Below are 23,224 nucleotides of genomic sequence, written 5' to 3' on the forward strand. Positions count from 1 at the left end.
TGCTCCTTGGGCCGGGTGCGCGGGGTGTCCGTCAGGCGTGGGCGGCATCGGTGTCCGGGCGGACCTCGATGGCGACATCGGTGAGTTCGTAGATGCGCAGGCCCGGCTTCCACAGCTCGGCGTCGGCGATCACCAGGAGTCGACCGTCCTCCCGGCGGACCTCCTTGACGTGCGCGTCGAAGCTCATCTCGCCGTCGTGGCGCAGGATCTGGCCGCGGTACTTCCAGCTCATCTCGACGTCTGTGGCCATCGCGAAGCGGGGCCGTGCGTAGCCGTCGGCGAGCTCCTCCTCGATGACGAAGAGGCGCAACGCCTGAAGCACCGCCTCCACGCCGAGGGAGCCGGGCATGACCGGGTCGCGGTGGAAGTGGCAGTCGAAGTACCACTCGTCAGGCCGGATCACCCGCCGGCCGTGCAGGTATCCGGCGCCGTGGCGACCGCCGTCGGCCACCAACCGGACCTCGTCGACCAGAGCGAAGTGGCCGCCGGGCAGGTACAGCCGGCCGCCGGAAGGGTCGCGGAAGGCCGGGGCGTCCTCACCGCGGAGGTCGATGGTGCGCACGCGCGTGGGGTCCGGCAGCTCCCGCTCCAGCCACGGGGGGACGTACGCGCCGTTGTCCAGGCCGACCTGGTTGGTGAGGGCGACCTCGCTGAAGTAGCCGAAGAGCGACTCACCGGTGTAGAAGACCTCGCCGTCGGCGGAGAGCTCGTACGAGAAGTTCTGCAGCACCGCGCCCTGGACCGCGCTCGTCATCAGGAGCCTGGAGTGGTGTCGGATGGTCCTGCCGCGCAGGTCGATGTCCTTGACAAGGGTGGCGCGCCCGCCGAGATTGCGGATCGAGTACTCCTGCTCGGGGTTCTTCAGGGTGGCGCCGAGGTAGTAGCCGAGGAAGATCGCCGCCTGTAGCGAGGACTCCATGTACACGCAGTTCGGCATGTGCGGGAAGGAGTTCTCACGGTAGTACCAGGAGTCCGGCGCCGAGTCGTACTCGGCGACCATCTCCGAGCCCGGGCTCAGGTCGCCGCGGGTGCCGCTGAGCCGCATGACGCGGTCGACGAACTTGAAGTCGCCGCCTGGAATGTAGGGCGCGCGGCGCTCGCCGTAGATGTCGAACTCCGGGCCCATCGCCATACCCAGGTCGCCCTTGGCGGCGTGTGCCAGGTGCATCTCGTTGATCATCGCGGGCTCGCCACTGCGGTTGCGGCGGCCGAGGAAGGCGGGCACACCGCCTTCCTCCGGGCGGTACGGGGTGCCCTCCTTCTCCAGGACCTGCAGGCCGAGGTTGCGCATCCGGATCACCGGCTTGTCGCCGAGGTGGATCAGGACGTCCGCGACCACGGAGGGGCGCGGGAGCAGTGTCACCTCAGTGACCTCGACCTCGTAGCGGATCTCCTGGTGCTCCGGCGTGATCTGGCCACGCACCTGCACATCGATCCGCAGGTCGGTCATGGTCTGGAACCGGGCGTCCGGCAACGTCAGGTGCATGCCCTGGTGGAGCAGGTAGATCTGCAACAGTTGCACGGCGCCCTCGGCGACGAGGGAGCCCGCGAGCACCGGGTCGTCCGGGAAGTGGCACGCGAAGTACCAGGCGCCCGGCTCAAGCCGCTTGATCGCGCTGAGCGTACCGAGGCCGTACGAGCCGCCGGTGCGGTCGATGGTGACCTCGTCGACCATCCGCAGCGCGGCGACCGGCAGCTTGAGGGCAGGGTTGATGCCCGGGTCCTGGGCGTGATGCGGCCCGAACACCTCTCCGGGGGTGCCCTGCGCGAGCAGTTCCAGGTCGTCCGGGGTGAGGTGGTCCTTGTCGGTGTACGCAAGGGGCTTGAAGGTCTTCTTCGGCAGAGCCGCGCGCGCGGCCCGCTCGGCCTTCTCCTTCTCGGACATGACGACGCCCAGCGGCGTGTCCAGTTCCTGCTTGCTGAAGAACCCGGCGCAGGCGTCCCTGAGTTCGAGGATCAGCTCGCCGTCGGCGTAGCAGAGGTAGCTGAAGAAGAAGATCGTCGTGTCGCCCTGGTGGACGAAGCGGTCGATGGAGATGTCGTAGCGCAGGGTCTGCCCGGTGCGCGGCAGCGGTCCGTGGAAGATCAGGGAGCTGTCGAGCAGCCGGTAGACGCGCTCGCCCTTGTTGCGGAAGTCGATCCCCAGGTAGCTGACGAGCAGCAGGTCGCACTGGCCCGCCTCGACGGTGACGGCTGGGGGCACGCCGCCGTCTACCGCGTACCAGGCGTCCTCCGGGATGTCGAACTCGCTGGTGATCTTCGATGGCTTGAGCTGGCCCGGAGTGGCTTCGACGCGGGTGACGCGGGTGACGAAGTGGTACGGGGGCGCGGGAAGCCGCACACGCTTGGCGTACTCGTCGATGACGGCGAACTCGGGCCCGAAGACGCCGGCGACGCGGCCGCTGGCGAACTCGAGGAGGTCCTTCTCGTCCCAGACGACGTCATCGGGGCGGGAGCGGTCACCTGCGGTGCGCTCGCTCGCGGGGAGGGCGGCGCCCTCATGGGCGGGGGCAGGCTGGTTGTCGTAGGAGGACGAGGGCGCCGGAAGCGCCTGCGCGGCCGGTGCGGCCTCGACGGCATGCAGAGGCTCTGCGGCCGACGCGGGCCGCTCGAGCGCGCTGGGACCAGCGGACGAGCTCGGGGCGGCCCGCGTGTCGGCCGCCCCGTCGAGCAGTGCCTCCGTCGTGCTGAGCGCAGTCAGCTGCAGGACGCTCTGGGTCTCCATGACCACGGAGTGCGTGGCGAGCATCTGCCGACGCAGCTCACGCACGACATCCGCGGCGGCAGACGCCTCCCGCGCACGGGCCACAGAAGCGGACGCCACCTCAACAGGCTTCCCTGAATGCGGAGTTGCCGCCGAGGTCGTCAGGGTCGCGGGTGTCGCGGAGGCGGTCGCCGCGGGCACGGCCTTGGGTGCCGTCGGCGCGAACGGCAGCACGGAGATCGGTTCGCCGTCGAAGGCGATCGTCTCCTCGGCGAGGGTCGGGTCGGCGGGCATGAGGGCGGGTTCCTCCGGTGGTACAGGAACAGGGGCCGGGTACCGGGCGGCGAACGGGCCGTCCCCGGTGGCGAGTTCATGGACGGCACGGGCGATCCGGTCCGGCACCGGGGTGCCGCCGCCCACCCGGAACCGGGTGGCGCGGCCGTGCCCGGGCCGGGGCGGGGGTGCGGCGAGCAGGGACTCCAGGTCGACGTCCAGGCCATGGCCGACCAGGCGGGCGAGGAGCTGGGCGACCGACCGGGTGGCCGGGACTCCGCGCCGGTCGACAGGGACCGCGACGTGCGGCGCGTCGCCGAGCGTGTCGCGGACCCAGCGCGAGCAGGTCGCGCTCGGACCCACCTCGATGAAGTAGCGGAAACCGCGGTCGTACGCGGTGCGCACCAGGCGAGGGAAGTCGATCGGGGAGCGCAGGGTGTGCGCGATGCGCCGGGCGACCTCCTTGCGGTCGAGGCTGCCTTCGGATGCCACGACACCGCCGTCCGCACGGGTCAGCGCCTCGTAGTCGTACGCGCTCAGCAGCTCAAGGCCGTCGACCGGGCCGGTCGGGTAGTCGTTGAGCCCGGCCAGGCCGTCGAGTTCGGAGTCGACGACCGGGCAGTGCATGACCACGCTGACCGGGGAGCGGGCCGCCGGGCAGCCCAGTTCCTCGACGAGCGCGCGGCACTGGGCCGGATCACCGGCGATCACCAGCTCGCCGGGCGTATTGACGTGCGTGAGGTACACCCGGTCGTACGCGGCGAGGGCCGTACGCACCGGGTCGGCGTCGGTGAGCAGCACGTATGAGGCCCAGATGGCGTCGTCCCGGATGTCCCGCGGCAGCCGCCACAGCTCGCGCACGGTGCGACGGGCGCCGCACAACCGGTCCTGGAAAATCGGCGTGTTGCTGATCAGGTCGTCCCGGCGGCCCTCCTGCCGCCAGCCGCCGGTGGCGTGCAGCATGCTGGACTCGCCGAGGCTGTAGCCGAAGCCGCCGTGAGCCGTGAGGCCGAGCGTCTCGCGGACGAGGTCGGTGTGGAGGATGGCGAAGCTGGTGCCGGTGGCGAGCATGAACGGCACGTCCTCCCCCAGCGCCGCCTCCAGCTTCATGAAGTCCCGGCGTTCCGGGGCGACGTGGGCGCGGGGGTAGAGCCGGTGCGCGCGCAGCAGCCGGGCGGGCTCGGCGGCCTGCGCCTCGAACCGATCGAGCAGGCCCGGGAAGGCCCGGAAGAAGTCCTGGCCGAGGCCGGGGTAGGAGTTGAAGGCGCCCGGGTAGACCAGGGCGACCTTGCCGTCGGGGCCGATGGGCCGCGCGGTGAAGAAGGTCCCGGCCGGGGTGGCCCACTCGCCGCCCCGGGCGTATGCGTCGGCGACGCCCTTGACTGCGAGGTTCAGCTGGGCGCGCAGCTCGGCGGCGTCCTTACCGACGAAGACGGCGCGCGGCGCCGACGGCGGGAACCGGCGCAGCCGCTCAACGGCCTCGCGGGCGAGTGCGTACGGGTCGATGGCGCCGTCGCCGCCGTCTTCCAGGAGCGTGCGGTGCCGCTCGATCTCCGCGAGCAACCCGTCGAGCGAGTCGGCGGCGAGCGGAAGCAGCACCGGGCCCCCCGCGCGGCGCCAGTCGGTTCGTGCGACGGCGCCGCGCGTGGCGTCGGCGGAGAGCACCAGATGGCCGCACATGCCGCCGGAGCCGAGGACGTTGACGGCGGCGTGGCGGCGGACGCCCTGGGCGCGGCGCAGCCAGGGGCGGGACGCCTCGGGCACGTACAGGGCGGAGGCGGCGAAGGCGTCGGCCAGGTCGTCGGCGGGGCGGCGCCAGCCCTTCGTGCCGGGCAGATAGCCGTGGTGCAGGCAGAGCACCGTGCGGATCAGACCAGCCATGGCCCCCGCGCACCCGGCGGTGCCGACCTGCGCTGCGGCGCTGCCGAGGGCGACTCCCCGCTCACCGTCCCGGCCGGCCGGGTACGTGCGGGCGAGCGCGGCGATCTCGGCGCGGTCCAGGTCGGCGGCGCCGCCCGCATGGGCCTCCACGTACTCGATGTCGGCGGCCGCGATCCCGGCCTCGGCGAGCGCGGCCCCGGCGGCCCGGGCGAGCATGTCGACGTCAGCGGTGGGCACGGCCCCGGCGACGGGGGCGGCGTGCCGCACGGCCAGGGATTCAAGACGCGCGTACACACGGTCGGTTGCCCGGCGATCCTCGTCGGGGCGCGTGACGACGACGGCGCCCGCGCCTTCGCCGACGCGGCTGCCCCGGACGCCGTCGCCGAAGGTCAGGCCCGCCGCGGCGGCCGCCGCCGGCGCGAGCAGGGTCTGCTCGGCCGAGCCGGTCATGTCGACGGCACCGACGAGGACGGCCTCGATGGTCGGGTCGAGCAGCAGCAGGCGCGCGGTCTCCAGGGCGGCGGCGGTGCCGGAACCCTCGGAGGAGAGCGTGAAGGAGGGGCCGGTGAGGTTCCACAGCGAGGAGATGCGGCTCGCCATGACGTTGCCGATGTAGCTGAGCACCTCGTTGGCGGTGATCGGGTCGACCACCGCGTCCCGGGCCGCGGCGGCGAGCGCGGCCCGCTGCTCCTCCGTGAGACTCAGACCCGCGCGCTCGTAACTCTCGCGCAGGAACGCGGCGAGGCCGTAGCGGGTGAGCCGGGCGTGGCTGTACGGCTCGGTCTCCATCGCCACGACGACGGCGATCCGGCGCGGCGCGGGCGCCTTGGCGCCCTCGGCGCGGCTGTACCCGGCGTCGCGCAGCGCCTCGTCGGCGACCTTGGTCGCCAAGACGTGCTGGACGTTGTAGGTACGCAGGTCGGTGGGCGGGATCTTCTGGTCGACCGGGTCGATGGCGACGCCGTCGACGAACGCCCCCTGCGGCAGCGCGTCCGGCGTGATCCCGGCCCGCCGCTCCAGCGAGCCGCCGGAGGTCTGCTCCAGGCCGCGCCAGCGCCGCTCGGGCAGCGGCGCGAAGGCGTCGGCTCCGCTGTGCACCACCTGCTCGAACTCCTCGACGCCGTCGAGGGAGCCGAAGCGGGCCCCGAGGCCGACGATGTCGAGAGCGGGCGCGGCCCGCGGCTCGTCCTCCTCGCTCCGGGACGGCGTGTTCGACAGGACCACGTGCGCGTTGGTCCCGCCGAAACCGAAGGCGGAGACCGCCGCGCGGCGCGGCCCACCGCGGTCCGGCCATGGGCGCCCCTCGCGGACCAGGACGGGCGCGCCGACCGTGCCGTCCTCGGACTCGATCGGCCGGTCCACGCCGATGGTCGGCGGCAGATGGCCCTCCCCCATCGCGACGATCACCTTCAGGAGGCTGCTCAGGCCCGCGACGGTGAGCAGATGCCCGATGTTGCCCTTGACCGAGCCGAGCAGCGGTACCTTGCCCGCGCCGCCGAAGAACCGGGCCACGGACTCGGCCTCGACGGCATCACCGATGGGCGTACCAGTGGCATGGCACTCCACGTAGTCGACCTGCTCGGGCCCGAACTCCGTATCCGTGTAAGCGAGTTCGTACGCGCCGAGCTGGCCCTGTACCTGCGGTACCAGCAGGTGGCGGCCGCTGCCGTCGTTGGTGAGCCCGATGCCCTCGACGACCGCGTAGATCGTGTCGCCGTCGCGCACCGCGTCCGCGAGCCGTCTCACCGCGACCATGCCCGCGCCCTGCCCGGTGAGGATGCCGCCGGAGCGGCGGTCGAAGGGCTGGCTGAACCCGTCGCGCGGGTAGGCGCCCAGGTCGGAGAAGGACAGGTGGATCAGGGTCGGGTCGGGGGCGCACACACCGCCCGCAAGCATCAGATCGGCCTGGCCGGTGGCGAGGTGGTCGCAGGCCAGCTTGAGCGCGTACAGGGCGGAGGAGCAGGCCGCGTCCAGGGCATAGCGGGGGCCGCCGAGGCCGAGGGCGGCGGCGGTGACCCCGGCGGGAGAGCCGCTGACCCTGAGGTTCTCCTCCGTGAGCGGCGCCTCGTCGACCAGCGGGGCGCCCGTGGGCAGCCCGGCGAGCTCCGGGAGCCCGGCGCGGCGCAAGCCCTCGAGCACGGCCTCCTGCGCAAGCGGCACGCTCACCTTCGCCGACGTCGGCGTGGGGAACGAGTAGTTGCCGAGGACCAGGCCGGCGCGGGCGAGGAGGTCGGGCCGCTCGGCGTGGCCGCTGTCGTGGAGCGCCTCGTGGGTGACGTGCAGCGACCAGTGGAAGAGCCGGTCGAGGCGGGCGAGGTGGCCGGGGTCGAGCCGGTACCCGCTGGGATCGAAGTCAAAGCCGGTGATGAAGCCGCCCCGGCGGCAGTAGATGGTGTGCTGCGGGTCGAGGTCCCTCTCCTCGGGGATGGCGCCGAAGACCTCCTGGCCGCCCTCGCGGCGGCTGTCCGCGCCGGAGCGGAGATTGCGCCAGAACTCGGCGGGCGTCCGCGCTCCCGGGAACAGACAGGAGAGGCCGACGATGGCGTACGTGCTCATGAGAGCTGGGGATCCCTTCTCAAGGGTGGCCGGTCCTGGACGGCCAGGACACGGGAAGACCGTCCGGACTGGCGCGTTCGTGCTTCGTCAGGTGCGGGGTCGGTCAGCTGCTGACCGGGACCGCCGCGCTACTGGCGAAACTTCGCCTCCAGTTGCGGGGCCGGGACCACGCACAGGCCGTGGAGGCGGGTCAGGACCCGGCCGTCGGCCCCGCAGGCGGTCACGGTGAGCTGGTGACCGGTCCCGCCGGAAGCGGCGTTCTTCTCGCCCGGCTCCACGACGACCAGGAACGGCTCGCCGTCCGGCAGCGCCGCGTGCAGCTCCGCCTTCGCCACCGCGAGCGGCAGACCGGCGGTGCCGCGGAACAGCCGCACCCACACCAGGCCCGCCTGCAACAGCAGATCGGCGGTGCCGGGAGCGAACCGGGCCCCTGCGAACGCACCGCCCTCGGGCCGCAGTTCGGACAGCGCGCACTCCAGGACGAGCCGCTTCTCGTCCTCGGCGAGCACCCGGCGCACCCCGCGCAGGGCGGGCCCGTGGAAGAGCGTGCCGTCGGCATACAGTCCCGCCGCGTCCCGGCCGCCGCCCAGCCGCGGCAGCCCACTGACGGTGGCGGCGGCGTGCGTCTCGGTGGAGGTCACAGCCGCGTAGTGCGGGCGGACGGCGCCGTCCTTCGTCACGGACCGCACGACGACCTCGGTGGTGTCCCCGGCCGGTGTCATTTCAAGGCGCAATGTCTCCGGCTGGCTCCCGTCGAAGACGATGCCCTTGTGCACGGAGAAGTCCCGCACCTCGCGTACCTCGCAGCCGTTGGCGCGCTCCACGGCGCCGATGGCCCAGCCGAGCGCCACGGCGGCCGGAAGGACCGGGGCGTCACCGATGACGTGGTCGGCGACAATCGGGGTGGTCACGAGGCCGCTCAGGCTCCGCTCCACCGTCACAGCGGCGGCACGCGACTCCGGCTCGCGCCCAGGGAGCGGGGTGGTCGGGCCGAGGACGGTGACGACGTCACCGGCGCGCTCGGCGGTGAACTGTTCAGCGAAGAGGGAGGCTCCCTCGTCGACCGGGATCAGCGTGATACCGCGCTCCTCGAAGACGGCCTTGATCTCCGGGGAGACCATCCCGCTGTCCCAGGCGCCCCAGTTCAGAGAGGTGACCCGGGCCTTGGGATGGCGCTGCTTCCAGGACGCCGCCCAGGCGTTGAGGGCTTCGTTGGCCATGGCGTAGTCGGACTGACCGCGGTTGCCGAAAAACCCGGCGACCGAGGAGAAGAGCACGATGTGCCGCAGCTTGTCGGCGTCCACGGCGGCCATGACCGAACGGAGCCCGACCAGCTTCGGCGCGAAGACCCGCTCGACCTCGGACGCCTTCTTGCTGGCGATCAGCTGGTCGGCCAGAACGCCCGCGCCGTGCACCAGGCCGGTGATGCGCTCGCGGTACGGGGTGAGGGCGGCGGTGGTGGCGATGGGGTCGGTGATGTCGACGGTGAGGTACTCGGCCTCGCTGCCGCACTCCCGTACCCGCTCCAGGGTTTGCCGGATCTCCCGGGCGCCGGCCACCGCCCGGAAGAGCTGCTCGACCCGCTTCGGCGTGGGCTTCTCGCCCTCGGCCTTCAGGGCGACGGCCGCGGCGGCCTTCAGGCCCGTCTCCTCGACGCCGCGCGCCCACGCGGGCTCGTCCTCGAGCGGTGTACGGCCCAGAAGCAGCAGACCGGGACGGTGCGTGCGGGCCAGCTCGGCGACGCAGGCGGCGGTGATGCCACGGGCGCCACCGGTGACGACGAGCAGGTCGCCGGTGCCGAGATCCGGGGCGTCCGCGACGCCCGAGGCGTACGAGGGGGTGTCCCCGAGTCCGAGGCCGACCCGGCGCGTGCCGTCGAGCCCCACCTGCGTGGGCTCCGCTGCCGCGTCGTACGCCTCGGCGAGTACGAGGCGGGCGGCGCTGTCCGCGTCGAGGGCCGGGGCGAGGTCAAGGGCGCGGCAGAACACGCCGGGCTCCTCAATGGCCATGGTCTTCACGAGCCCGGTCACCCCGCTCGCGGGCACCAGCTCTTCGTCCACCCCGGTCGACCCGAACGCCCCGTCGAGCCGGGTCACGGTCACGAACCCGGCGCGCCCGTCGGCGGCCGCCTTGGCAAGCGGCTCGATCATGTGCTTGGCGACGAGCAGCGAGTGCGCGAGGCGGCGCACGCCATCGGCCCAGGATCCGGTGGCCTCGACTGCGACGTCGACGACGAGGGAGACGCCCTTGCCGTCACCGTCGCCGAGGATCTCCTCGACGCGGGCGACGAGTTCGGTCACGCGCCAGTCGCGGAGCGCGTGCTGCTTGGCGCCCCTGGCCTCCTTGCCCCGCTCCGGCACGCCCGGCAGACGCAGTGTGTGCACCCGCAGGCCCGCCTCGACCAGTTGCTCGTTGAGGGCGGCGACCAGTTCACTGCCGTCGTCGACAACGAGCGCGACGGCGCCCTTGGGGTAGGCGTCGACGAGCTTGTCGGGTGTAGGCAGTGTGAGGAGGGCGGCCTGGCCGCGGCCTATACGGCCGGGCCCGGTGCCGGCGGCGGCCTCCGGTGTCGCCGTACCCGCCGGGCCGTCCGGGGCAGCGGGAGTGTTGGTGCCGGGCGCCTGGCCCGAGACGAAGGTGGCGATGTCTCCCAGCGTGCGTAGCTCGGCCAACTGCTCCGGACCAGCGGTGACTTCGGCGGAGAACCGCTCCTGAAGCACACCCATGATCTCCACACGCTTGATCGAGTCGATCCCCAGATCCGCCTCGACATCCATGCTCAGCTCCAGCATGTCCGCCGGGTAACCCGTCTTCTCCGCCACCGTCTCGAGCAGAGCGGCCTCGATGGACGCCTTGTCGAGGCCGGAGGCGGCGGGAGCAGCCGGGGCGGCGAGGGCGGTGGAGGGCTCCTGCCCTGCCACGAAGGTGACGATGTCACCCAGCGTGCGTAGCTCGGCCAACTGCTCCGGACCAGCGGTGACTTCGGCGGAGAACCGCTCCTGAAGCACACCCATGATCTCCACACGCTTGATCGAGTCGATCCCCAGATCCGCCTCGACATCCATGCTCAGCTCCAGCATGTCCGCCGGGTAACCCGTCTTCTCCGCCACCGTCTCGAGCAGAGCGGCCTCGATAAACGCCTTGTCGGGGCCCGTATCGACAGCGTCGGCCGGGGCAGGAGCAGGCACGGCCACAGTCGGGACCGGGGCGGCCGGAGCCGTAGTCGGCGCCGGCCGAAGGGCCGCCGGGGCCACGGTCATCGGCTCGGGGGGCGCGGGGGACATCGGGGCCGCCGTGCGCGCGGCCGCGCCGGACCCCCGTACCGGCGCCATGCCGTTCTCCAGACCGGCCAGGTCGCGCAGGATCTCGTTGGCCCGCAGGTGGGTGCGGCCGATGGCAAGGCCGTGCTCCTTGACCGCGTTGACGCCGGGCAGCACCTCCGTCGTGCGGCCCTGGGCAGCGGCGCACTCCAGGAGCGCGGCAAGGCGCTCGGCGCTCCGCAGCTGACCGGTGAGGTAGTCGTCGTGCAGGGCGAGATGGTCGCCCATCAGTTCGGCCAGTCGGTCGGTGGCCGCGGTGGCTGCCCTGTCCACGTGAGCTGTCTCCCTGACGGTGGCGGCGGGAACGGGAATGGGTACGGGAGCCGGAGCCGCAGCGGGCACGGGCACCAGGGCCGGGGCAGGCGCGGGCGCGGCCTTCGGAGCCGCCACAGCCACAGGCTCCGCCACAAGCGCGGGCTCCGGCGCGGGCGCCGTGGGCAGAACCACCTGGTACCCGTTCTCCAGCGCGTCCCGGTACGCGGCCCTGCGCTCCGACGACACGTAGTTGATGCCGTTGAGCAGGACGGTCATGCCCTTGGTGGGCACCTCGGCCGGGACCGGCGCGACGTACCGGTCGGCGGTGCTCAGCTCCAGGCCGAGTACGGCGAGCTGGGCCACCCCCTGCTTGAGGGCCACGTCGGCGTCCTTGCCGGGGCCACCGTCCAGGGACAGCGCCACGTGCTCGCGGTCGCCGAGCGTGCGCCGCACCAGGCCGGTGAGCAGGCCCTTGGGGCCGAACTCGACGAAGACCCGGAACCCTGTCGCGTACATCTCCTCGACCCGGGTGGCGAAGTCCACCGGGTGGATGAGCTGTTCGGCGAGCGCCTTGCGGTTGGCGGCGATGTCGTCCCCGTACACGACACCACGCGTGTTGGCGAAGACCTGGCCGCGCGGCTCGCGCACCTCGGCGGCCTCGACGTGGGTGCGGAAGGAGGCGAGGGCGTGCTCCACGAACGGCGTGTGGAACGCGGCGGACACGGGCAGCAACGACGCCTTGAGGCCCGCCTCGTCGGCCTCCGCGACCAGCTTCGTCACCTCGCTGGTCGCGCCGCCCACGACGATCTGGTCGGGGGCGTTGCGGTTGCAGACGGCGAGCCCTGAGCGGTTGACGAGCAGCTCCTTCACGCGCTCCTCGGGCGCCGGGACGGCAGCCATCGCGCCGGCGTCGAAGCCGGGCGCCGCGTCCGCGGGCGGGGCCATCGCCTTGCCGCGGGCCCGCGCGAGCGCGAAGTACGCCTCGTCGTCGAGGGACCCGGCGGCCCACAGCGAGGTCAGCTCGCCGAAGCTGTGGCCCAAGAAGCCCTCGGCGGCGAAGCCGAGTTCGCTCAGGTAGCGGAACTGGCCGGCGGACAGCGCGCCGATCGCGGGCTGCGCATACTCGGTGGCCCGGAGCGCCGCCTCCTGCGCAGCGCGGCCCTCGGCGTCGAAGGACGGCGGCGGGAAGGCGACGCGGGACAGCGGCTCGACGCCCTCGAAGTGCCGGTTGGCCTGGTCGAAGGCGGCGCGCAGCGGCGGAAGCGCGAGCACGGCGGTCATCCCCGGGTTGACGTACTGGCTGCCCTGCCCGGCGAAGAGCGCGGCGACCTTGCCGAGGCGGCGGGCGGCCGAGCGGCGGAAGTGGATGCCCTTGGGGTGCGACCAGGACTCGGCGGTCTTACGGACACGCAGCTCTTTGAGGGCCGTCTCGCGCAGGGCGGCCAGCTCCCCTTCGGTGCGGGCGACGAAGGCGAGGCGCGCGTGGCCCTCGGGCACTGGTCCGCCGTGCGCGGGCCGCCCGTCGGCAAGAGCCTGCTCCAGGGTGGCGGGGTCCGGGGCGTGCCACAGGTGCACCTGGGCGACGGGGAACATGACCTTGAGGTCGTCGCCATCACCGTACTCGTCCAGGACGAGGTGGAAGTTGGCGCCGCCGAAGCCGAAGGATGAGATCGCGGCGCGGCGCGTGGCGCGGCGCGGGTCGCGGATCCAGGGGCGCGACTCGCTGTTGACGTAGAAGGGCCCATGAGCGAAGTCGATGATCGGGTTGGGCGCGTCGACGTTGATGGTGGGCGGAAGCACCTTGTGGTGCAGGGCGAGCGCCAGTTTGATCATTCCAGCGGCCCCGGCAGCGGCCTTGGTGTGCCCGATCTGCGACTTGACGCTTCCCATCGCTGCGTACGAAGTGGCGTCGGTGGTCTCGCCGACGACGGCGGAGAGCGCACTGAGCTCGGTCGCGTCGCCGACGACGGTGCCGGTGCCGTGCGCCTCGAACAGCTCGACGCTGGCGGGCGAGCAGTCGGCATCGTGGTAGGCGCGGCGCAGGGCGGCCATCTGGCCCTCCTTGCGCGGCGCGTAGATGGACTTGAACCGCCCGTCGCTGGAGGTGCCAAGGCCCCGCAGGACCGCATAGATGCGGTTGCCGTCGCGCTCGGCGTCGGAGAGGCGACGCAGCGCCAGCATGCCGATGCCCTCGCCGAGCAGTGTGCCGTCGGCGTCCTTGTCGAAGGGCCGGATGCGGCCCGACTTCGACAGGGCCGGGGTCTTGCTGAAGCACACGTACATGAAGATGGTGTTCTCGGCGTCGCAGCCGCCCACCAGCATCGTGTCCGAGCGGCCTTCGAGCAGCTCGCTCACAGCGGCCCGCACGGCGCCCAGCGAGCTGGCGCAGGCAGCGTCGACGGTCATGTTGATACCGCCGAGGTCGAACCGGTTGGCGATGCGCCCGGCGACGACGTTGCCGAGCATGCCGGGGAAGGAGTTCTCCTCCCACGGGGCGTACGCCTTCACGAACTTGGCGGCGACCTCCTCCGCGTCCCGGTCGCTCAGGCCGCAGCTGCGTACGACCTCCTTGACGACCGGGGTCTGCAGGCGGGCGGTGAGCGGCTGGGTGAGCTGGTTGGCGCCGGTGATGCCGAGGACGACGCCGGTGCGCGACCTGTCGTACCAGGGCTGGTCGGCCCCGGCGTCCTTGAGCAGGTCGCGGGCGACGACGAGGCTGAGCAGCTGGAGGACGTCGGTGACCTCCAGGGTGTTCGGCGGCAGACCGAACTCCAGCGGGTTGAAGGCGACGTCGGGGATGAAGCCGCCACGCTTGGCGTAGGTCTTGTCGGGCGCCGTCGGGTCCGGGTCGTAGTGCTCGCGGACATCCCAGTGGCTGCGCGGGACGTCCTCGATGCAATCGGCCGCAGAGATGACGTTGTCCCAGAACGCCCTCAGATCCAGCGCCTTGGGGTAGAGAGCGGCGAGGCCGACGATGGCGATCGGGTCACGGACGAGGCGCCGATCGAGACCGGCGCCAGTGGCGTAAGCGGTGTCCTGCGGATGTTTCACGGCGAGTCTCTCTGGATCTGGGGCGAACGCGCGGTCCGGCCCGGTCAGCGGCGGCCGGACAGCTCGGCGATGACTTCGGCGGCGTCCGGGCGGGTCAGCGTCGTGTAGTGGTCACCCGGGGCGGCGTGCAGGCTGAGGCCGTGCCGGGCGAGCTCCGTCCAGCCGAGCGTCTTGTCCTGCGGAATCAGGCTCCGCTCGGCCTTGATCAGGACCAACGGCACGGACGAGACGGGCGGCCGGTGACCTGCGGTCAGCCGGTTGTTGCGCAACAGACCCTCCACGTATGTGTCGTAGAGCTTGCGCAGGCCGGGCGGCGGGGTGTCGGGAGGCAGCGCGCCGGACGTGACGGCGGCGTCGAGGAGGAGCTCGAGACCCGTGGCCAGGTCGTCCGTACCCATGCTGTCGAAGCAGGTCGAGAGGTCGCGGCTGCGCTTGGCGCCCAGGTACATCGCGAACCAGCGCAGCAGCAGCGGAACGTCGAGCGCGTCGTCCGGCTGCTGGTAGGCGTCGGTCGGCGCGATGGAGTCAACCAGGACGAGGCGGTCGGGCCGCTCCTCGGGCGCGAGTCGCTCGATCACCGCCTGCGCGAGGACGCCACCGAACGACCAGCCGACGAAGACCGGTGCGGGCGACTGCGGAGGACCCTCGCGGTCGGCGCGGTAGGCGGCGGTGAGCCGATCGGCCAGCGAGGCGATGCTGAGGTCGGCGTGGTCGCCGGAAAGGGCCGCCTCAAAGTACTCGGGCACGCCCGCGAGGTCGAGCACGGTGAGTCCGGTGTCCTGCGGCAGTGCGTCGGCGAGGTGGCCCCACACGCCCACGGGCAGCGAGCCGGGGTGCACGGCACACACCGTGGTTGCGCCCGGGACCGCCTGACGATGGCGCAGCACGATGGGCGACGCCCCCGCGCGGCCCGCTCTACGCTGCTGCCGCACGCCGGCCGCTCTCCTCGGCGATGTGGGCCGCCAGGTCCTTGATGGTCGGGTGGTACCAGAGCGCTGTCGTGGCCAGCTCGAAGCCCAGCCAGCTCTCCATCTCGCCGGCGAGGATCAGCGCCTCGGTGCTGTCCAGGCCCAGTTCGTCGAAGTACTGCTCCGGCGGAACCTCGGCGGGCTCGACCCCGAGCCGGTGGGCGATCTTCTCGATCAGCCACGTCTGGGCCTCATCAGCCAATACATGTCGCATGCCGCATTTCCCTTCCTACGTTGTCGCGGGGTTCTGGCGTCGCAGGGAATCTAGGCACCCGCCCGTCAGGGATGCAGCCGAGCGGCGGCGCACGGGGCGCTGCTGACACGGACGGCGACCGGACCTCCGGTCAGCAGCACCTTTCCTACCTGCGCACATGATGATGGGGAGCGGAGCGACGACCGCTGACGTCAGGTTTACGCAAGGCTGTCAGCGCGCCTGTCAGGACATCCGCGAGGGAGTGATCGACGCTTCGTCAGCATGTGTCAGGAAGGAGTGAGTGGCGATCACTCAACTACCACCGGTAATCGTCGTTCCGACCAGGGGCCACCTGGTGTGCATACACCTATTCGGGACGGTCAGGTTTGAGTGCTGCGCACTCAGGCTCTCGCCCATTTCCCGTGCTTTGCTCGAAGGCAATGGCGCGGCGGGGGCCGCGCCGCATTGGGGAGGTGAGCGGTGCAGTTCCGAGTGCTCGGCGCGCCAGGCATCTACGACGAGGCGCGACAGCGCCCCATCCGGTTGAACAGTCCCAAGCAACGCCTGCTGCTGGGGGCTCTGCTCGCCTGGCGATCATCGCCGGTTCCAACAGCCGCGCTGATCAAGGAGGTGTGGGGCGATCTCGCCCCGGACAAGGCGGTGAATGCCCTTCAGGCGCACGTATCGCGCCTGCGGCAATTGCTGATCGAGAGCGAGCCCGCCCGCGCCAAGACACCCCGGCTGATCGCCCGGGGATCCGGATATCTGCTGGACGTCCGCCCCGAGGAACTCGACTGTGTCCGCTTCCGGCTGTTGGTGGCCAGGGCGCTCAAGTGCGCGGACGATCCGAACACGGCTGCCCAGCTCCTGCAACGTGCGATGGCGCTATGGAGTAGCCCCGATCCACAGGCCGACTCCTATGGTCCCTTGTACGCGCAGATCGCCGCCCGGCTCGAGGAAGAGCGCCTGCGGGCTCTTGAGCATCTCTATGCTGTCACCATCCGCCTCGGTCGGTGCGAGGAGGTGCTCGCCCCGCTCAAGGAACTGGCCGCCGCCCACCCTGAGCGGCCGGTATTCCGCGACCAGTGGGCCCTCGCGCGGCGCCGATGGGAGCAGCAGCCGAGTTCACCGCCGCGACCGCCTCACGAGGCAGGCGTATGGCCGAGTCCGGAACCGGTCGCACCCCGACCGACGGCCGTCGCCCCGCCCGCTCGCGACACGGCGGCCACGCAGGAGATCGACCGGCTGCGGCAGCACGTCGACCGCCTGACCGAAGAGCAGGGGTTGCTGTGGGCCGCGCTGGAGAAGATGACAACCCTGGTGGCTCCAGAGTCCTCCTTGCTGCCGCGCCGGCGCGACACCGCATCGCCCCCAGCCCTGGAAGACCTCGGCGAACTCCACCACAGCAGCGCAGATTTGCTGATCCGTTCGTTGAAGACCCGCCGGGGTTTCCACCTCGGCCCCACCACCTGAGGGCGCCCCGGGCCGAGCGGGAGAGGCAGGCTCCCTCCCGCTCGGGCGCCTTGGGCACCGCTGCCGGTGAACCGGCCGCGACCGCATCGGCACCGGATCTCAGGCGGAGGCGCGGTCGCCGCCTTGGCCCGCGAGGGCACGGCCGACGTCCGTGCGCGCTGAAATCCCCAACTTGTTGTAGACGCGGTGCAGATGGTTCTCCACAGTACGGACCGAGACCACCAGACGGGCCGCGATATCCCGGTTCGAAAGGCCGGAGGCCACCAGGGCGGCGACTTCGCGTTCGCGTGTGGTCAGCGTGGCAGCCGGACGCTCATCGGAGCCCTCGCGCGCCGCCCAGGGAGGCAGCATGCCCCCCGTGGCGGTGAGGATCTCCTGGCATGCCGCCCACGCCGCCTGGCTCTTGCGCAACTGCCCCGCTGTCTGGTGTACGCGGGCAGCCTGGGCCAAGGCTTCCGCGGCGAGCGGCAGCGCGCCGATGGCCCGGAACCGGGCCGCCACGGCCCGGAGGGCGTCGCCGTCCGCGGCGGCGAGTGCGGCGATGTGGTCGGTCTGGAGGTGGACGAGTTCGGAGGTGCTGCCATCGGCGAGCCGCCGCGCCTGGCGGGTGAGCGGTGCGGCATCCGCGACGCGGGCCACCAGGTGCAAGGCCGCGACGGCCACCAGGGTGCGCCCCGCTTCGGAGGCCGATTTGGCCACCTCCATGGCCTGGCCAACAGCTCCGGAGACATCCCCCGCGTACGCGAGCACCAAGGCGCGTTCCTGGGCGATGCTGTCCCGCACGATCGGATAGTCCGGCTTGTCGCTCTCCTCGCTGTCGGCCTCCAGCAGCGTGCAGAGCGCCTCGCTGTGCTCCCCTACCTCGGCCAGAACACCGGCCAGCCAGCCGACTGTGCAGTGTGTGTCGAGCCAGTCGTGCCGTATCCGGACGGTTCCGACCTCGCGCAACAGCTCCACCGCTTCCTTGAGCCGTCCGCCTTTGCGATACAGGCATGCTCGCGTCGCGGAGGTGTGAAATTGCCGGGCCCGGTCGTGGAGGTCCGTGCTGCGCTCCATCTCCTCCAGCATCGAGGCTGAAGCCTCCTGGTCGCCCAGGTGGAACAGGCATCTCGCGACGACCGCGTCCCGATGGCACAGAGCGTCGTCCTCCCAGTCCTCAAGACGTCCCCCATGGAAGCGCAACAGCTCCAGTGCGCCCACCGGGTCACCCCGCTCCAGGCGGGCGAAGGCTGCCACCGGCAGGATGGCCCGCGTCGTGGGCGATCCGGGCGGTTCCAGCGGCAGCACGCGGTCGGCGATGGCAAGGACATCCGCGAGCCGGTCGGCATGGAGAGCGAGCGCAGCACGGCAGCCCTCCAGCGCTCTCACTGACGGACCGTCGAGGCTCTGCATGGCTTCGTCCGCCAGCGCCGCGGCCTCGGCCGTCCTGCGCATCCCCCAGACAAGGTTGTCCACGCGGGCCCGGAAGGCGTCCACGTACTCGTCCCGCGGGAGCTGCTGTACGGGAGTCTCCGCCGCCGCGGCGAACTCCTGCTCCGCCTCCGCGTGGCGTCCCGTGCTGGACAGCACCCGGGCGAGCAGCAGACGGGCACGGGTCAGCTCGGCTGCGTCGTCATCCAGGCGGGAGAGGGCTGCCCGGCACAGACGCTCGGCGAATTGATGGCTCCCCCGGCGGATGGCGGTGAGGGCTGCCCCGAGCAGGTGGGCTCGCTCGGGCACGAGCCCCGCATCCATCCGCAGGGTGACCATGCGCAGCACGTCGTCCTCTCTGCGCGCGCCGGTGGCGGCGAGCGCGTCGGCGACCTGCCTTCGCAGGCGGCGGCCGGTAAAGGCGGATATCCGGGAGGCAAGCACATGGCCAGTGAGCGGTTCGGACAGCCGTAGCCGAATCCGACGCTCGGCCCGCTCCTCCGCCACCAGTCCCCGGGCATACAGCGACTCGGCAGCGGCACCCAGCCCTGACTGCACGACCAGGTCCGTCTCCAACGGCTCGGCGATGGCGAGCATGCACGCGAGTTCATGCTCGTCCGAGGTCAGGTCCCGCAGCCTGAGCAGCGCCGCGTCGGCCAGTCGCTTGCCCGGCGCGCCGGGCGAACCGCGCCAGCGCCAGACCCCGCCGACGCGGCAGAGCGAGCCGTCGGTGAGCGACTGCTCGATCAGCTCCCGCAGCAGGAGCGGGTGCCCACGAGTGGTGGCCCAGAGGCGTTCCAGCGTGGTGGCTCCGACATCTACGCCCAGCCGGGCACGCAGGACCCGGGCGACAGCGGGCCGGTCGAAGGGAGCGAGGTCGACGCGCTCGACGTGACGCTCCAGCCACAGCATCTCGATACCTACCGGGGGGCAGGCCTCCCGCGTCGCCGCCGCGACGATGGAGGCCCGGCCGGAAGAGGCCAGCGCGCAAAGCCGCGCGGCGGCAGCGGAATTGAGCAGGTGCACGTCGTCAACGCCAAACACGGGGGGCACGGCTCCTCGCTCGCGGCGCATCCGGACCAGCCGCTCCAGGCACGTGTCCAGGGTGTCGAACGCCGCACTGGCAGCGGTACCCGCCGCGCCCCCTGTGCCGCCGACCGACAACACAGTCAGGCCCTTGGCTTCGGCCTGTCTCAGGACCGCGCGGAGCAGTTGAGACATGCCCATGCCTAAAAGGCCCTCAATCAGGACGCCTTTCCCCTGGCTCATGGCAGAGTCGATGACCTTCAGCTCTTCCGCACGTCCTGCCAGCATCCAATCGTCCTGAGTTTCTTGCATGTCAACGTCCTCGCGAGATTCGGAACAAAGAAGATGAGCGATAGCCCCTCGACACAACGGCAGCTCCAGCACTGCATTGACCTCGGAAGTCCGCTGAAGGGTGTCTTTACGGCCGTAAGCTACCTGACCAGAGGCTTTGCCGTGATCGAAGCATGGGCGTGATTCGATCGGGGGCCTGCGACTGCCTTAACTGATCTTCTGCCGACTACTGGGCTCGGGCACGCTGCTGACCCGGCGCCGCCGTCTGGTGCGCTGGGAGTGGCGCCACACACCGGTCGGCCATCGTTACCGGAAGAGACAGTCGCGCTCATCCAGCGCCTGGCGAGGGAGAACCTGGTCTACCGCCCGGATCACATGCTGACCACGCCGACAACGGCACAGCCGTCATCCCGATCCCAAACAAAGGCCAGGGTCACACGCATGCGCCGAACGATGGATCCGCACAGCCCGCACCGAATGCACCGACCGCCTCCTGATCACCGGCGAATGGCACCTGCGCACGGTCCTCACCACGTACTCCGAGCATGACAACGCAGGGCGAGCCCACCGCAGCCTCGACCTACACGCTCCAGGCGACGCCCGATCGTCATCCCCCCCTCACCCCCCAACCGCCTCACGATCCGCAGAAACGGCCAACTCAGCGGCCTTGCGCGGGATATTGACACCCTTCAGAACCCTGCTGCTCCTCACAAGCGGTCAGCAGAAGCACGCCGCCGCCCACGCCCGCGCCGACCAGGAGACCCGGAGCCTCTGTGGAGGCATCAGCAGCCCGCACGGGGACATCGGCCCGGGCACGCTCCAGAAGCCTCGCCGGAGTGGTGCTTCGCCCAGCGGCACGGGGATGGCAGCCCTTGCCAGCAGGTACCGCTCGCCGGTCCACCAGCCCAGCAGCCGTACCGGCAATTGCGCTTCGAGGTGCCTGTCCAGCCGAACCAGATCCTTGTAGACACTCACGCAGGCGGGACAGGTGCGGAGATGGCCCGTCAGCTCCTTGACGGGGGGCGCCTCGGATCGCAGGGCCAGGCGCCTGATCGCCTCGTCGCAGTCCTGAAGCTCCAGCCGCGCGAGATACAGGTCCGTACGGGCTTGACGCAGGGCGCTTCTGGCCTGTCCGCATGCAACCAGAACCGCATGGGGAGCCAGTCCCGTGATGCGGACCAGCAACGCGGGAGCGTCTGGCTCCACCACGGAGTGCCACAGCAGGCGCTGGGTGCTCACCGGAAGACGCTCGCGGGCGAGGACCAACCGTCCGATCTCCCCCAGGGCCAGCGGCATCCCGCCGCGACCCAGGCATGAAAGTCCGGTGACAGGATTTCGGGTTCCTGGTGCGAGATCGTGATGGCGGTCGTACAGGCGTTTCCGAGCAGGAGGGGTCGCAGGCAGCCGGGATAACTGCGCTCGACGAGGGGAATCAACCGGCCAGCACCTGATGCAGCAGGTCGGCAAAGACACGCGAAGTCACCTCCTGCGCATGCAGTGGACCCGCCACGCGCTGGACGTCATACGCCTGCACAGCGGCGTCATGGCGGCGATACAGATGTCGAAAGGAATCGATCTCTCCCTTGCGTACCGCGAGCATCAGAGCTGCGTCGGAGAGGGGCTGCTGTGGCGGCCGCAAGCCCAGGAGCGGGTGCATCGAGGATGCCTTCCATTCACGTCGGTTGGCAGGGTTGGGCACACTCGGCGCAGCTGAGGGTCTGTGGGAACCGCTGAGGCACCGGCCATCGGCGACGACTCACGGAATCGATCCGGCTGCCGCTGAGTGAGCAGGAACATAGGGGGACGGTCCGACCTGTCCGTCGCCCCTTCGGCGAAGTAGCACAGCCCTAGGCGTTGTCATAGTTGTACGTGAGCACCACGGCGGCGTTTGTCCGAGGCAGTGAATTCCCCTCCCAAGTGACGGCCGTGTCGCCGTCTGCCTACTTGTCACCGACCGGCTCCGGACTCGGCAGGGAGACGGACTACGACGCGGGTGCCCGAAGCAGACGGGTGTACCGCACACCAGCTGGTGCAGGCCCTGACCAGGTCCAGTCCTCGTCCGAAGTCGGCGTCCTGGTCCTCCTTGACGTCGCGTACGAGCCACCGGCCGGAGTCGGTGATCTCGACGGTCACGGCGACGCCGTCGAAGACGATCACTGCCATCACGTCTGAGCTGCCACTGTGGAGCACAGTGTTCGTCACCAGTTCACTGACGACGAGTAACAGTGTGTCGCACGCATCCTGAGGAATGCCCCATCGCTGCGCTGCACTGCGCGCGAAGTGCCGTAGCTCCGGTACGGCTGCGGCCACCGCCCGGGTCATGTACAACGTCCGCAACCGCCTCAGCCCGGGCGGCGGCGCTGCAGAGCCCAGCCTCGCGTGGTCGGCGGTGACAGATCGAAGGCTGTCCATGATGGCCATGCCGGTTTCTCCTGGAATGGTCGCTGATGAGCTGTGTGGGGAGACCGCTCCTACCGTGGCCGTCGCACTACCCCTGCGACAAGCAGGAGAACCGACTTACGGATACGTAATGACGCTGAGTACGCGCTCCGCGTCTCGTTCTCTGCTTCCATCGAACCCAGGCGCTGCACGACCGCGAGGTGATGGGGCACCCCTGGTGCTTACCCTGCCGAGATGAGCCTCGGCCCGGTTGGCGGAGGGCCGCCGTGCAGCGCTGACGGCCACGCTGTCGCAGCAGTGCTGCACGAGCTCCCGCTCGGCCACTACGGGTTCCGCATGCCCGTGGAAGCAGCGGTCGTGCATCGGCTGCTGCAGGGACCCTGTGCGACGGGAGCAAGAGATCGCAGCCACCCTGCATCTGTCCCCGCGGACAGTGAGCAGCATGTCGCCCGTGCCCCTCCCCGAAGTTGGGCGCGGCCTGCTGGAGCGCACGCGACGGTCCCCCGAAGAGTGATCCACCCGTAGTTCCCCGCTGTTAATTACGCATCCGTGATTTGCCACCACCGATAGGCAACTCCACTGCGAGGAACCTAAGTTCGTAGCACCTCCGGACGCGCTGTCGTCCCGAGGCAGCGCCGCGCCGGAAGGAGGAGCCGGCACGGTGCCGCCACGGCAGGCGGGCGCGGCGCGTGTGTTCACCTCCCCTGGCCGGTGCCGGGCAAGAGACACCTGACCGGTGTGGTCACGGTCATCCCCTGTCCGCCGATAACGGCGGAGGCCCGACCGCATCGGGCGGCCGGCGTTCAGCCCGGCCTTGGCGGCTCCCTCGAGGTGACCACCGCCAAGGCCGGGATGTCCCACAGCCGCACCGTCTGGTCGTAGCCGGCGGAGGCCAGGGTGCGCCCGTCCGGACTGAACACCACCGACGTCGCCCTTGGTGTGGCCGGTGAGGGCCTTTCGCGTACTGGCGGTGGCGGTATCCCACAGCCGCACCGTCTTGTCATAGCTGGCGGTCGCCAAGGTACGCCCATCCGGACTGAACACCACCGATATCACGGAATCGCCCAGCCCGGTGAAGCGGTGTTGGAGGGGGAGGTCTGCCACGGCGTAGAGGCCGGTGGTGGCTTCGCTGGTGGGGCTCGTGCGGTAGGCCTGGATGGCCGGCAGGGAAACCAGATCGGGGTTGGTGTCGATGAGCGCGTCGGACTGTGGCCAGTTGCCGGGACATGGCCTCCCGCTGGGAGGCCCGTGCGGTTTCACGCTGCCAGTAGGCCAGTGAGGTAGTGACCATGGCGCGGACCAGGAGCAGGGTGAGGGCTGTGGTGAAAGCCCTTCGTCGACGCATAGTGCGGGTCTCGGCCTTGACACCGGCGTCGAGGAAATCCTGCTCCTGCCTGCTGAGAGTGGGATAACGCTCGGGATC

At 71.0% G+C, this 23,224-nt stretch carries 10 protein-coding genes and 1 pseudogene; 1 reads left to right on the plus strand and 10 read right to left on the minus strand.

Features of this window, described 5'->3' with window-relative positions:
• Positions 1-31 precede the first annotated feature (31 nt).
• From JK363_RS36960 to JK363_RS36975, 4 genes are all read right to left on the minus strand, one after another.
• A complete protein-coding gene (locus JK363_RS36960) occupies positions 32-7,414 on the minus strand; it encodes a beta-ketoacyl synthase N-terminal-like domain-containing protein (RefSeq protein WP_201882291.1) in 7,383 nt (2,460 codons plus the stop codon).
• Positions 7,415-7,542: 128 nt separating this feature from the next.
• Positions 7,543-14,040, minus strand: coding sequence for a type I polyketide synthase (locus JK363_RS36965; RefSeq protein ID WP_201882293.1), 6,498 nt, complete (start codon positions 14,038-14,040; stop codon positions 7,543-7,545).
• A gap of 44 nt (positions 14,041-14,084) precedes the next feature.
• Complete coding sequence (locus JK363_RS36970) at positions 14,085-14,972, minus strand: thioesterase domain-containing protein (RefSeq protein WP_201882295.1); 888 nt, start codon at positions 14,970-14,972, stop codon at positions 14,085-14,087.
• Positions 14,956-15,222: an acyl carrier protein gene (locus tag JK363_RS36975; RefSeq protein WP_201882298.1), complete on the minus strand. Its 267-nt coding sequence runs from the start codon at positions 15,220-15,222 to the stop codon at positions 14,956-14,958. Before JK363_RS36975 ends, JK363_RS36970 begins: the two co-directional genes overlap by 17 nt.
• Positions 15,223-15,693: 471 nt before the next feature.
• On the opposite strand from JK363_RS36975, the gene JK363_RS36980 reads away from it, so the two are divergent.
• The gene (locus JK363_RS36980) at positions 15,694-16,674 is read left to right on the plus strand and encodes an AfsR/SARP family transcriptional regulator (protein ID WP_201882300.1); all 981 of its coding nucleotides are present in this window, start codon (positions 15,694-15,696) and stop codon (positions 16,672-16,674) included.
• A 99-nt stretch (positions 16,675-16,773) separates the two neighbouring features.
• Here the strand turns inward: JK363_RS36980 and JK363_RS36985 are convergent, their stop codons facing one another.
• The 6 genes and pseudogenes from JK363_RS36985 to JK363_RS44895 all read right to left on the minus strand — a co-directional run.
• Positions 16,774-19,494, minus strand: coding sequence for a helix-turn-helix transcriptional regulator (locus tag JK363_RS36985; RefSeq protein ID WP_201882302.1), 2,721 nt, complete (start codon positions 19,492-19,494; stop codon positions 16,774-16,776).
• A gap of 624 nt (positions 19,495-20,118) precedes the next feature.
• Positions 20,119-20,640 carry a hypothetical protein gene (locus JK363_RS36990; protein ID WP_201882305.1) on the minus strand — a complete coding sequence of 174 codons (522 nt, stop codon included), beginning with the start codon at positions 20,638-20,640 and terminating at the stop codon, positions 20,119-20,121.
• 193 nt (positions 20,641-20,833) lie between these two features.
• A complete protein-coding gene (locus JK363_RS36995) occupies positions 20,834-21,058 on the minus strand; it encodes a hypothetical protein (RefSeq protein WP_201882307.1) in 225 nt (74 codons plus the stop codon).
• Between the two features lie 290 nt (positions 21,059-21,348).
• Entirely contained in the window at positions 21,349-21,822 is a 474-nt protein-coding gene (locus tag JK363_RS37000; RefSeq protein WP_307822016.1) for an ATP-binding protein, read from the minus strand.
• A 782-nt stretch (positions 21,823-22,604) separates the two neighbouring features.
• A complete protein-coding gene (locus tag JK363_RS44890; protein WP_372444929.1) occupies positions 22,605-22,832 on the minus strand; it encodes a WD40 repeat domain-containing protein in 228 nt (75 codons plus the stop codon).
• A pseudogene (locus tag JK363_RS44895) lies at positions 22,828-23,169 on the minus strand (hypothetical protein); the annotation flags it as partial. The pseudogene JK363_RS44895 and the gene JK363_RS44890, both read right to left, overlap by 5 nt.
• Positions 23,170-23,224 lie beyond the last annotated feature (55 nt).

The organism is Streptomyces coffeae (genome assembly GCF_016741875.1).
In the GTDB taxonomy this organism is placed as follows: domain Bacteria; phylum Actinomycetota; class Actinomycetes; order Streptomycetales; family Streptomycetaceae; genus Streptomyces; species Streptomyces coffeae.